This window comes from Kineococcus aridisoli (assembly GCF_050871885.1).
In the GTDB taxonomy this organism is placed as follows: domain Bacteria; phylum Actinomycetota; class Actinomycetes; order Actinomycetales; family Kineococcaceae; genus Kineococcus.
On record NZ_JBJLSF010000061.1, the window covers coordinates 16846 to 29226 of the forward strand.

At 79.4% G+C, this 12381-nt stretch carries 8 protein-coding genes and 1 tRNA gene; 3 read left to right on the forward strand and 6 right to left on the reverse strand.

The window, feature by feature from the left end; genetic code table 11:
- Positions 1-308: 308 nt before the first annotated feature.
- The 3 genes from ACRYM2_RS15980 to ACRYM2_RS15990 are packed head-to-tail and all read right to left on the reverse strand — an operon-like array spanning position 309 to position 4506.
- Positions 309-2420, reverse strand: a complete 2112-nt coding sequence (locus ACRYM2_RS15980) for a transglutaminase-like domain-containing protein (protein WP_432523430.1) — start codon at positions 2418-2420, stop codon at positions 309-311.
- Complete coding sequence (locus ACRYM2_RS15985; protein WP_432523431.1) at positions 2417-3496, reverse strand: DUF58 domain-containing protein; 1080 nt, start codon at positions 3494-3496, stop codon at positions 2417-2419. Before ACRYM2_RS15985 ends, ACRYM2_RS15980 begins: the two co-directional genes overlap by 4 nt.
- Positions 3493-4506 carry an AAA family ATPase gene (locus tag ACRYM2_RS15990; RefSeq protein WP_432523438.1) on the reverse strand — a complete coding sequence of 338 codons (1014 nt, stop codon included), beginning with the start codon at positions 4504-4506 and terminating at the stop codon, positions 3493-3495. The genes ACRYM2_RS15985 and ACRYM2_RS15990 overlap by 4 nt, the downstream gene beginning before the upstream one ends.
- Before the next feature lie 139 nt (positions 4507-4645).
- Here ACRYM2_RS15990 and ACRYM2_RS15995 point away from each other — a divergent pair.
- Positions 4646-4730 (forward strand) — tRNA-Leu (locus tag ACRYM2_RS15995).
- Positions 4731-5038: 308 nt separating this feature from the next.
- Here the strand turns inward: ACRYM2_RS15995 and ACRYM2_RS16000 are convergent.
- The gene (locus ACRYM2_RS16000; RefSeq protein WP_432523432.1) at positions 5039-5785 is read right to left on the reverse strand and encodes an SDR family oxidoreductase; all 747 of its coding nucleotides are present in this window, start codon (positions 5783-5785) and stop codon (positions 5039-5041) included.
- A 33-nt stretch (positions 5786-5818) separates the two neighbouring features.
- On the opposite strand from ACRYM2_RS16000, the gene ACRYM2_RS16005 reads away from it, so the two are divergent.
- Positions 5819-6688, forward strand: coding sequence for an SDR family NAD(P)-dependent oxidoreductase (locus ACRYM2_RS16005; protein ID WP_432523433.1), 870 nt, complete (start codon positions 5819-5821; stop codon positions 6686-6688).
- A 38-nt stretch (positions 6689-6726) separates the two neighbouring features.
- Here the strand turns inward: ACRYM2_RS16005 and ACRYM2_RS16010 are convergent, their stop codons facing one another.
- Positions 6727-7437 carry an ANTAR domain-containing protein gene (locus ACRYM2_RS16010; RefSeq protein WP_432523434.1) on the reverse strand — a complete coding sequence of 237 codons (711 nt, stop codon included), beginning with the start codon at positions 7435-7437 and terminating at the stop codon, positions 6727-6729.
- A gap of 2 nt (positions 7438-7439) precedes the next feature.
- A complete protein-coding gene (locus ACRYM2_RS16015; protein ID WP_432523435.1) occupies positions 7440-8456 on the reverse strand; it encodes a hypothetical protein in 1017 nt (338 codons plus the stop codon).
- Positions 8457-8639: 183 nt separating this feature from the next.
- On the opposite strand from ACRYM2_RS16015, the gene recG reads away from it, so the two are divergent.
- Positions 8640-11987, forward strand: coding sequence for an ATP-dependent DNA helicase RecG (gene recG / locus ACRYM2_RS16020; RefSeq protein WP_432523436.1), 3348 nt, complete (start codon positions 8640-8642; stop codon positions 11985-11987).
- Positions 11988-12381: the final 394 nt, after the last annotated feature.

Below are 12381 nucleotides of genomic sequence, written 5' to 3' on the forward strand. Positions count from 1 at the left end.
CCGAGCGCGTCGGGGCTCGTCGCACCGACGAGCCGGCCGGTCGAAGGGTTGTTCAAGGGCTTCCCCGATTCCTGGTCGTCGGCCGCGCGGCGGAGGTACGCCGTGCCGCTCGCACACGTGCTCCTGCAGCTGCTGCCCCCGCTGGCCAGAGGCCACCGGCGCGGCGAGGACTCAGGTTAACCGCCGAGGGCGGCGGCGCCCGCCGAGGTGCCTCCCGGGGTGTCCGACAGGTGTCTGCGAGCCCTTCCCGGTGCCGGAGGGTGGCCACTGCCGCACCCTGCGCACCCGCACCCGCCGGGCCGCCGGGGTCAACCGCCGCTCGCCGCGCCCCGGCGGGCCGCCACCAGCAGCGCCGCGCCGGCGTGCTGCAGCTCCTCGCGCGCCGCCCGCAGCTGCGCGGGCGGCGGCACCCGCCGCGCGAAGCACGCCCGCTCCACCACCTCCAGCACCGCCGTCCCCGGCACCTGCGGCGCCCCGGCGCCCAGCCGCCCGGCCCAGGCCGACAGCCCTTCCGCTGCGCGCCGGCGCAGCGGCGGCGGCAGCGCCGCCTCCCAGCCCTCCAGCGCCGCCATCAGCTCCGCCGTCACCACGTCCCGGCGCCCGTCCCGCGGACCGCCGGCACCACCCGCGCCGCCCGGGCCGCCCCCGCCGCGGGCGGCCCGCCGCACCCGCCACCACCGCAGCAGCCCGGCGCCCAGCGCGGCCACCGCCACCAGGGCCGCGGCCAGCAGCCACCGCGCCCGCTCGTCGGCCAGCAGCGCCTCCACCCGCTGCTGCACCCGCTGCCAGACCCGGCCGGGCAGCGAGGCGGCTCCGCCCTCCACCAGCGGTGCGCCGGCCGTCGGGTCCGAGGACGTCCACCCCTGACCGGGCACCCACACCTCCACCCAGGCGTGCGCGTCGGCCGAGCGCAGCACCCGCCGCGCCGCGTCCCCCGCCGCCGGCTGGCCGCCGGAGAAGCCCGTCACCAGCCGCGCCGGCACGCCCGCGCTGCGCAGCAGCACGACCTCGGCGCCGGCGAACTGCTCGCAGAAGCCGATGCGGTCGGTGAACAGGAACTCCGCCACGGAGTCCTCGTCGGCGTCCGGGACGGGGGCGTCCAGGGAGTAGCGGGCGCTGGTGCGCAGGTGCTGCTCGACCGCGCGGGCCGCCGCCACCGGGTCCCCGGCGCTCGGGCCCGCCAGCCGCGCGCCGAGCTCGCGCACCCGCTGCGGCAGCGAGGACGGCAGCTGCAGCCAGCGGGCGGGGTCGGCGGGTGCGGCCGGAGCGGTGCTCGTGCTCCCCGCGGGCGCGGGGGAGCCGTCCGCCGTCGTCGGCACCGGGGTGGAGGTGACGACGTAGGGCCTGTGCGCGGGCCGCAGCCGGGCGCCGGAGGCCGTCGGTGCCAGCTCGGCCCCGGTGGCCAGCGCCGCGGGCGCCCCGGCGGACACCAGCGCGGGGTAGTCGCCGAGCGGTTCGACGGTGTCGGTGCGCTGCCCCGCGCCGGCGCCGTCCTCGGCGTCGGCGACGTAGCGCGGCTGCCCACCGGTGGCGCCGGTGCGCTCGTACCAGGCCGTCCCCGCCCCCGCCGCGCTCCAGGCGTGCCCGTCGTAGGTGTCCAGCACGGCCGCCCGCCACAGCGCGGGGGAGTCCGCCGGCACCGACAGCAGCGGGGTGAGCGGCAGCCGGCCGCGCGCGTCCAGGTCCAGCACGCCGTCCGCGTAGGCCTGCGCCGTGCGCGCCGCCGTCGCGCCGCCGGTGCGCGCACCGCCGGACGAGGGGCCGTCCCCGCCGAGACCGCCCCCGGGCAGGGCGGCACCGTCCGGCTGCGGCAGCAGCAGGAAGAGCACCAGGCCGGCCAGCCCGGCCGCGCCCAGCGCGCGGGCGCCGCGGGCGCGCTGGGCCGCGTCGGCGCGGCGGTGCGGCACCGACAGCGCGAAGCCGGCCAGGACGCTCGCCCAGACCAGCGCGAGCGGGCCGGCCAGCGCCGGCGCCGGGGCGATGCCCGCCGCGGCGAGCGCGACGAGCACGGTCAGGCCCAGCACCAGCCGCAGCGCGCGCAGCGTGGTCGCGGTGCTCACCTGCCCGACCGCCAGCGCGAGGGCCGCCACCGGCCACAGCGCCGGCAACCCGCCGTCGGCGACCACGCCCGGCGCCCACGCCGCCACCGCCGCCGCCCCGGCGATCCCCGCCGTGCGCGCCGCGCGCCGGCTGCGCGCCACCGCCGCCGCGACGAGAGCGGCGAACGCGCACACCGCACCGCCGACGGGCAGCTGCGCCGTGCTCACCAGGGCCAGAGCCGCCGCGGCGACGGCGACGAGCGCGCAGCTCCAGGCGGCCGTCGCGGGGGCGTGGGTGGCGTAGGCGTCACCGCTCCCGGCGCTCCCGGCGCTCCCGGCGCTCCCGGCGCTCCCGGCGCCCGGTGCGCGCCAGCGGCTCACGGCGCCTCCCGCCACGCCGACGGCGGGGTGCCCACGAGCACCCGCCCGCCGCGGCCGGCCAGCCGCCGCGCGACCGCGGCGCGCTGCCCCAGCGGCCGCGGGTCGCCGGCCGCGGCGAGGGCGTCCAGGGCCGCCGCCCCCTCCACCACCCGGGCGGCGCCCGCGCCCTCCCGCAGCGGGTCGTCGGCCAGCACCCCCACCCGCCGGCCGGCGGCGCCCTCGCGCAGCACCAGCGTCGCGGCGGCGGCCAGCAGCTGCTCCCACGCCTCCGGGTCCGCCTGCGGGTCGGCGCCCGGGTCCGCGCCCGCTCCCGCGCCCAGGACCAGCACGAGCGGCCCGGCGGGCTCGGCCTCGCGCTCGACGACGACGAGGCCGCCCCCGGGCTGCCCCGCCCCGCCGCGGCGGGCGCTGGCCCGCCAGTGCACGGCGGACAGCCGGTCCCCGCGCCGCCACGGGCGTACACCGGCCACGTCGTCGGTGCCGGCGACCGGCGGCGGCGGCAGCGCGGGTGCGGCGGCGGGTGCGGGGTGGACGTGCACGAGCGCCGGCACGAGCGCCGCCCGGTGCGTGGTCAGCAGCCCGAGGGCGTCGGCGCCCTCGACGCGCACCAGCGGCCCGGTGCTCACGCAGCGCCGCAGCGCCCGCCGGGGCAGCACCAGGCGCACGGCCTGCCCGGCCGGGACGGCGGGCAGCGTCGCGTGCACGTCGGCGAAGCCGTCGCCGGCCAGGTGCACGACCGTGGGCGGGCAGGGCCGGGAGCCGTGGTTGACCACGTCCACGACGTGCTCGACGTGCTCACCGGCGCGGGTGCGCGCGGGCACCCGCACCGACACCGCCAGCGAGGCCACCCGCGGCAGCGTGCACACCGCGACGGCCGTCGCGGCCAGCACCAGGGCTGCCAGCAGCCCCAGCCAGCGGTTGCCGACGCCGAAGGACAGCAGCAGCAGCACCGGGCCGCTGCTGCTGCCGAGCACCGCGCGCCAGCGCAGCGCCCGCCCGGCCTCGACACCGGTGAGCGCGACCGCCGCCGGGCCGCCCGGTGCGGGGGCGCCCGGTGCGGGGGAGGGGGTGCTCACCGGCGCAGGGCGACGGGGACGTCGGCGGCCAGCTGCACCGCCAGCCGCTCCTGCAGCAGGGTCCGCGACCCGTGCCCGGACAGGTCCGCCCCCGGCTGCGGCGCCGGCCGCAGGCGGTGGGCCAGCACCGGCACGACGAGCGACTGCACGTCCTCGGGCAGCACGTGCCCCCGCCCGGCCAGCAGCGCCCGCGCCTGCGCGCAGCGCACCAGCACGATCGCGGCGCGGGTGCCCGCCCCGACGAGCACGCGCGGGTCGGTGCGGGTGCTGCGCGTCAGCCGCACGGCCAGGTCCAGCACGGCCTCGGCGACGTGCACCTCCGCCGCGGCCCGCTGCAGCGCCAGCAGCCCCGCGAGCTCCAGGACGGGCTCCAGCCGCTCCGGCCGGTTGCCGGCCAGCTGCTCGCGCACGACCTGCCGCTCCACCTGCTCCTCCAGCGGGCCCAGCACCAGGCGCACCGCGAAGCGGTCCAGCTGCCCCTCCGGCAGCGGGTAGGTCCCGTGCTCCTCCAGGGGGTTCTGGGTGGCGACCACGACGAACGGCTCCGGCAGCCGGTGGCGCACCCCGTCCACGGTCACCGCCCGCTCCTCCATGGCCTCCAGGAAGGCCGACTGGGTGCGCGGGGAGGTGCGGTTGAGCTCGTCGACGAGCACGACGGGCGCGAACAGCGGCCCGGCGACGAAGCGCAGCTCACCGGAGGCCGGGTGCCAGACCCCCGAGCCCGTCACGTCGGCCGGCAGCAGGTCGGCCGTGGCCTGGATGCGGGCGGCTCCCGCGCCCACGCACGCCGCCAGCGTGGCGGCCAGCGTGGTCTTCCCGCTGCCGGGCACGTCCTCGACGAGCACGTGCCCGCGCGCCAGCACCGCGCACACCAGCAGCTCCACCGCCGCCCGCCGGCCGCGCACCACCCGCTCCACGCCGTCGACGAGGGCCCGGGCGGCCGCGACCGGGTCGGACTCGACGTCGGCCACCCCCAGCGGGCGGCGGGGTGCGGGCAGCGGTTCGCGCATCACCCGGGGGGGATCGGCACGCCCGCCGCGGCGGTGCACGCCAGGTCCCCCGACCGGCCCAGGTGTCCGGGGCGAGCGGCGTGCCGTGCTACGGTTTTCCTCGTTCGCCACGGCCTCCGGGCCCGCGCGAGCACCACTCGTCCGGGTGGCGGAATAGGCAGACGCGCTAGCTTGAGGTGCTAGTCCACGTATAGTGGGTGGGGGTTCAAGTCCCCCCTCGGACACTCGTTGAGACAGCGACGCAGAAGGCCCTGATCAGCACTCGTGCTGGTCAGGGCCTTCTGCGTACGCGGGCAACGCGGCCGGTCGGCGCCGACCGGTGGCGGAGCGCCGGGTCCTGGATCCCAGGCCCTGAGCCCCCGACCCGTCGGCAGGCCCGCCACCGCAGCCACCCGGAGGAAGAGCGTGGAGCAGCGCCCCAGACACCACGAGATTTTCAGTTATCGGAACCTCAGCGCGCCAGCCCACCGCCCGTACCCGCCACAGCGACGGCACGGGCGGCCTCGACGCCGGGCGCCGGCCGCGGCGGGGATCAGCGGCGGACGGGGGAGACGACGAGCTCGTCGACGCGCACGTGGGGCGGGCTGTCGAGGACGAACTGGACGGTGCGGGCGACGTCGTCGGCGGTGAGCATGCTCGCGCGGGCCGCGGCGTCGGGGACCTCAGGGCGCTGGTCGAGGAAGTCGGTGGCGATGTCCCCGGGGCACAGGTGGCAGGCGCGCACCCCGTGCCGGCCCTCCTGGTCGTTGAGGGTCCGCACCAGCGAGCCGAGCGCGGTCTTGGTGGCGGAGTAGGCCACGCCCGCGCCGGGGGATAACGTCCAGCCGGAGTAGGAGGAGATCACCACGACGACGCCCCCGCTGGCGCGCAGGTCGGGCAGGGCGGCGTCGACGACGCTCGCCGGGCCGGTGAGGTTGGTGGCGACGACGTCGCGGAAGACCGCCATCTCCTGGTCGTCCCAGCGCCGGCGCGGCGTGTTCAGCCCCGCGGCCAGCACGAGCGCGTCCAGGCGGCCGAAGCGCTCGACGACGGCGGTGCGGGCGGCCGCCACCGCGGAGCCGTCCTGCACGTCCAGCGGCAGGGCCATGGCTGCGGCCCCGCGCTCGGCGGCGGCGGCGGCCGTCTCCTCCAGCGCCGCCGCGCGGCGGCCGCTGACGGCCACGTCCCAGCCGGCGGCCGCAGCCGCCAGGGCCACCGCGCGGCCCGTGCCGCTGCCGCCGCCGGTCACCCAGACGACCTTGCGGGCGCGCGCCGCACCGGATCTACTCGCCGTGTCCACCCGCCGATCGTAGGTCCGCCACCAGGAGGTCCCGTGCACCTCGACCTGTCCGAGCGGGTGGTGGTCGTCACCGGCGCCGCCCGCGGCATCGGGCGCACGATCGCCGCCCGCTTCGCCGCCGAGGGCGCCCGCGTCGTGGCCCTCGACGTGGCCTTCGACGCGAGGTCCGGCGCCTCGTCCGGCGCGGGGTCCGACACGGCCTCCGGTCTGCTGCCCGACGCGGACTCGGGACGGCGGCACCCGGTCACCGAGGTCGTCTGCGACGTGGTGGACCCCGCCTCGGTGCGGCGGGCGGTCGAGGCGGTGCTCGAGCGCCACGGCACGGTCGACGTCCTCGTCAACAACGCCGGCGTCAACGTCGAGGGCCAGGTCGCCGAGCTGACCTGGGAGGGCTGGCGCCGCTGCATGGACGTCAACGCCGGCGGCACCTTCCTGGTCAGCCAGGCCGTCGCGGAGGTCATGAAGCGCGCCGGGCGCGGCCGCATCCTCAACGCCGCCTCGTTCGCGGCGATCGTGCCCAGCGTGGGCAGCGCCGCCTACGCCGCCTCCAAGGCCGCCGTCGTGCAGTTCACCCGGGTCCTGGCCTCCGAGCTCGGCCCCTGGGGGATCACGGTGAACGCCTACGCGCCCGGCATGGTGCCCACCGCGATGAACGGCTTCGCCGACATGGCGCCGCAGGAGCAGGACCGCCTGCTCGACACGCTGTCGCTGCGGCGCTGGGAGAGCGCCGACGACGTCGCCGACCTGCTGGTCTTCCTCGCCAGCGACGCCGCCTCCTACGTCACCGGCACCCTCGTCGACGTCTCCGGGGGCAAGCTGGCCACGCAGATCCCCAGCCGCGCCCACACCGCGGCCGCCGCGGCCCGCGCGGCCGGCGGGACCGCCCCGCCGGCCGCCACCTGAGCGGGAGCGCCTCCCGCCCCGCGGGGCGGGGTGCCGCGTCAGTCCTCGGCGGGACGGCGCAGCGCCCCGACGGAGGCGCGTCCCGCGACGACGTCGTCGGCCACCTGCTCCAGCGTGCGGTCCCGGGCGTAGGCGTGGGAGCGCAGCACGGCCAGGGCGTCCGCGTCGTCCAGGCCCAGCACCTGGGTGACCATGCTGATCGCCACCCACGTGCGCTGGCGCGGCTGGGCGCTGGGCGCGTCCAGCCAGGCGGGACCGGCCGCCCCGGTGCCCGCCGGGGCGAGCAGCCGGCTGGCGGTGAGCGAGGCCACCCGCTGCGCCGCGGCGAGGTCGACGCCGCCCGCCGCCCGCGGACCGCGCCAGTACAGGTCCAGGGTGCCCGCCGGTGCGGCGCCCGCGAGCAGCGGCAGGGCCAGCGCGCTGCGGAAGGCGGTGTGGCGGCGCAGCTGGTCGTGCAGCGCGGGCCAGCTGCGCCGCAGCCGCGCCTCGTCGGCCACGACGGGTTCCGCGCCCGCCTCCGCCCGGGAGCTCGGGCCCTCCCCGACGGTGAACCGCCAGCGCTCCGCCGCGCCGGCCACCGGGTCGCTGACGCCGACCGGCAGGCGCCACCGCCCCGCCGCCGCGACGGCGACGACGGCCCCGTCGGCGCCCAGCGCGTCCCGGCACGCCGCGGCGAGCGCGTCCGGGCCGGTCGGCGCGGCACCCGGTCCGCCGTGCGCGGCCAGGAACCGCTCCAGGCGCTCGTCCACGCTCAGGACCTCCCGCGCAGCGCGCGCAGCGCCTCCAGCTGCTCGTCGCTGGGCGGCCGCCCGCCCGTCTCCAGCGCGACGGCCTCCTCGGCGCCGACCCCGGCCCGCCGGTAGGCCAGGGCGCGCGCGGTGCCCATCAGCTCGGTGGCCCCGCGGCCGTACAGGTACGCGCCGAGGTCGCGCCAGCGCGGCGGGGCATCCTCGTCACCGGGATCGTCGTCGGTGTCGGTGCTCCAGCGGTGCGCCTCGGCCCGCGGGTCGTCCAGGGGGCGGCCGGGGCGGTCCAGCCCGGCCTCGGCGGCGCGGCGGCGGTACTCGCGGTGGACCCCGGCGGCGGTGCGGTGCTCGGGCGTGCCGTGCTCGGCGGGCCAGCTGCCCTGGAAGGCCACCAGCACGTCGTCGACGACGGGAGTCCCCGGTTCCGGGCCCCGGTGGGCGCTGTGGGCGCCCTCGTGGCGCGCGGCGGTGAAGTCCAGCAGCGGCCCGCGGCGGTGCGCCGCCAGCCAGGCGAGGGCGGCCCGCCCCGGCACGCGCAGGGTCAGCCCCGGGCGCGGGGCGCCGGAGCCCGCCGCCGCGGGGTCCGCCGCAGGGTCCGCCGCAGGGTCCGCCGCGGTAGCCCGGCCGTCGTCGAGCCCGCCGCCCGGGCGCCGCCGCAGCACCGCCCGCCACCCGCCGAGGACGAGCACTGCCTCCAGGTCCGCCTCCCGCTCGGTGCCCGCCGCCGCGGCGCGCTGCTCCTGCAGCCAGGTCACGACCGGTGCGCTGGGCCGCAGCGGCCGCTGCAGCCCCCGGTGGCCGGGGAAGGAGGCGGCGCTCCCCATCGCCAGCACCAGCTCGGCGTGGGACGCGGCCGCGAGCCAGCCGCGACCGTCGACCGCGGCGCCCTCGCCGGGTGCCGGTGCGTCCGGGGAGCGCGTGGGCCACAGCAGCGCGGGGACGAGGACCGGGTCGGCGACGGGGTCGGTGCCGCTCCCGGCGCCGGTGCGCCCCCGGTGCACGCCGCCCGCAGCAGGTCCCACACCGGGCAGCGTGCCAGCCGCGGCCGGCGGGCGCAGGCGGGGCCGACGCGCCGGCACCGGCGCGGCACGCCTCCGAACACTTGTCCGAAACGTCCCTTATCGTGCCGGGGGAGCCCGCCGCCGCCCGGCCCAGGTGCCGCGGCGGGCGCGGACGGTCCACGGCGGGACGGAGGTGCGGCGGGCGTGGGTCAGGTCAGGCACGAGGACCAGGACGAGCTCTTCTCCCTGCCCGTCTCCGCCCCGCGAGCGCACCCGGCCCCGCAGCCGGCTCGGCGGCCGTCTCCGCAGCCGGTCCGGCCACCCGCCCCGCGACCGCAGGTGGCCACCGGGCCGGAGCCCTTCGCGCACGCGGGCCACCCCGCGCGGCTGGAGCACCCCGCGACGGCGGGCGCCCCGACGGCGGGTGCGCGGCCCGCCGGCCGGGAGGAGCTGCGGGCGGCGCTGGCCGCCCTCGACGCCGCGGCCGTCAAGCCGCGGGACGCCTCCTTCGTCGCCGCCGCGCTCGCCGCCGAGGTGCACGAGTGGACGGCGGCGGTCGCCCACCGCTGCTGGGGGCTGCTGACCGGGCCCTACCGCGCCGAGCTGGAGGCCGCGGGCTGGGACGCGGACCTGCTCCCCGAGCCCTCCGCCACCGCCGGGCCCGCGACCGCCGGACCCGCGACCGCCGGACCCGCGAGCGCTGAGCCCGCCGCTGCGGCGGCGCTCCCCACCGGCACGCCGCCGCCGACCGCTCCGGCGCCCGGGACGCCCCCGCCCGCCGCCGCCGCGGGTGCCGCAGGGGCCGCGTCCGGGACCGGCGAGCAGCCGGCACCGCTGAGCGCCGTGCAGGTCGCCGTCCGCGAGCAGCCGCTGGGACCGGCGCAGCGGACCGTGGTGTGCGCGGTGGACGCGGCGCACCCGCTGCGCACGGCGCTGGGCGAGCTGCCCGGGGCCACCTGGGACGGGCAGGGGGCCTGGCTGCTGCCGCTGACGCGGCGCACCGCGCTGGCGCTGCGCCGGGCGCTGACCGGGCACCGCGTGCAGCTGCTGGGCGGGGCGCGCGAGGCGCTGCGCGCGGTGGCCGACTCCCCGGCGCCCCCGGACGTCACCGTGGCCGCGACGGCCCCGGCGCCGGGCACCCCCGGCGAGGTCGCCGAGCAGGTCATCGCGATTCGCTTCGAGCACACCCCCGCGCTGCAGGCCGACGTCAAGCGCCTGTGCGCGGCGCGCTGGAACGGCACCGAGGGGTGCTGGGTGGCGGCCGTCGACAAGGTCGACGACGTCGTCCGCTTCGCCGCCCGGCACGAGCTGGTGCTCGACCCGGAGGTGGAGGCGCTGGCCGCGCAGCGGGACGCGCCGCTGCGCTACGACGGCACCGTGGACGGCCTGCGCGGGGTCCCCGTCACCGAGCTGCACGCGGTGCGGGCCAAGAAGGCGCGCGGCAAGACGCCCTCGCTGGCCGAGCGGCTGGCCGAGTTCGGCGTGGAGAGCGTCTACGACCTGCTCATGCACGTGCCGCTGCGCTACCTGGACCGCTCGAGCGTCATCCCGGTGCGCGCGCTGCGCGAGCACGTGGGCGAGACGATCGGGCTGCTGGCGCGCATCGACTCCGTGGGCCAGTACGACCGCACCAAGCGCCTGCTGCGCGTGCAGGTCAACGACGGCACCGCGGCGCTGACGGTCACCTTCTTCAACTCCCCGTGGTTGGTGCGCCGCTACCGGCCCGGCGACGAGGTGTCGATCTACGGCAAGGTCGAGGCGTACACCCCCCGCTCGGGCCGGCCGGTCCTGCAGATGACCAACCCGCTGATGGACCCCATCGGCGACAACCCCGCCCCGATCGTGCCGGTCTACAACCAGTCGGCGAAGTCCAACGTCACCACCTGGGACCTGCACTCGGCCGCGATGGAGGCCGTGCGCCGCCTCGGCGAGCTCAGCGACCCGCTGCCCGGCGAGGTGCGCGAGCGCCACGAGCTGATGGACCGCGCCGAGGCCTACCGGCAGGTGCACCACCCCGACAGCCTCGAGCTCGCCGCCAGGGCGCGGGACCGCCTCGCCTTCGACGAGCTGCTGCGCATGCAGATCGCCCTGGGGCTGCGCCGGCACGCCACGGCCGCCGAGACCGGCGTGAGTCACGCCCCCACCGGGGAGCTGACCGGGGCGTTCCTGGCCGCGCTGCCGTTCCCGCTGACCGGCGCGCAGGAGCGGGCGCTGGCCGAGATCCGCACCGACCTCACCCGCCCGCACCCGATGCACCGCCTGCTCCAGGGGGACGTAGGCAGCGGGAAGACGGTCGTCGCCGCCCTGAGCCTGCTCACGGCCGTCGAGGGCGGCTACCAGGGCGCCCTCATGGCGCCCACGGAGATCCTCGCCACCCAGCTGCACACCGAGCTGGTCGAGCGGCTGGAGGGCCTCACCCGCGCCGACGGCCGCCCGCTGGTGGTGGAGTTCCTGGGCTCCAAGACCAGGGTCAAGGACCGCCGCCGCATCGTCGCCGAGCTGGCCGCCGGCGGCATCGACGTCCTCGTGGGCACCCACGCCCTGCTCGTGGAGGACGTGGAGTTCGCCCGCCTGGGCCTGGTCGTCGTCGACGAGCAGCACCGCTTCGGCGTCGAGCAGCGCGCCGCGCTGCGCGCCAAGGGGGCGCCGCTGCCCGGAGCGGACGCGACGGGCCCGGACGGGGCGGGGCGCAGCGTGCCGGACATGCTCATCATGACCGCCACCCCCATCCCGCGCACCGCCGCGCTGACCGTCTTCGGCGACCTGGCGGTCACCGTCCTCGACGAGCTGCCCCCCGGGCGCACCCCGATCGCCACCCGGTGGATCCCGGAGGAGATGTCCCCGGCCGACGAGCACGCCGAGGCGTGGGACCTCATCCACGAGCAGGTCGCCCAGGGCCGTCAGGCGTACGTGGTGGCCTCCCTGGTGGAGGACAACGAGAAGCTCGCCGCCCAGGCCGCGACGAGCCTGTTCGAGGAGCTGGGCGCCGGGGCGCTGGCCGACCTGCGCCTGGGCCTGGTGCACGGCAAGCAGGACCGCACCGAGCGGGAGGCGACGATGGCCGCCTTCAAGGACGGGGCGCTGGACGTGCTGGTGGCCACCACCGTCATCGAGGTCGGCGTCAACGTCCCCAACGCCACCGTGATGGTCGTCGTGGACGCCGCCCGGTTCGGCATCGCGCAGCTGCACCAGATCCGCGGCCGCGTCGGGCGCGGTCGGCACGCCTCGCACTGCCTGCTGACCGGCCGGGCCTCCTCCGCCGACAGCGTGGCCCGGTTGCAGGCGCTGCAGGAGTCCACCGACGGGTTCCACCTCTCCGAGGTCGACCTGGACCTGCGCGGCGGCGGGTCGCTGTTCGGCAACCGCCAGTCCGGGCAGTCGGACCTGCGGGTGGCCGACCTCAAGGCCGACCTGCCCATGGTGCAGACCGCCCGCGCCGAGGCGGACCTGCTGCTCGACGGCGACCCGACCCTGGCCCGCCGCCCGGGGCTGCGGGCGGAGGTGCGCAACGCGCTGGGGGAGGACGCCGCCGAGCGCCTCGCCCGCTCGTGAGCGCCCTGCGCCGCGCGGCGGTGCGCACCGCGCGCCGGGCCCGCTGCGCGGTCGCGTCGCCCTGTGGTGCTTACCATCGGTGCGCCGTGCGGACACAGTCAGGAGGCGGTGCGTGAGCCAGGCGACGTCCGGGTGGCGGGAGGGCGCCGCGGGAGGCCCCGGGCAGGGGTTCCCGCCCGCGACCGTGGAGCTGATGAGCGCGCTGCTGGCCGAGGCCGGTCCCCTGGCGCACGAGGCGCACCGGCTGCTGTCGCCGGTGGCCTCCTCGGGGGGGGGGGGGGGGGGGGGGGGGGGGGGGGGGGGGGGGGGGGGGGGGGGGGGGGGGGGCGGGGGGCGGCGGCGGGGGCGGGGGTGGGGCGGGGCGGGCGCGCGTGGGGGGGGGGGGGTGCGGAGA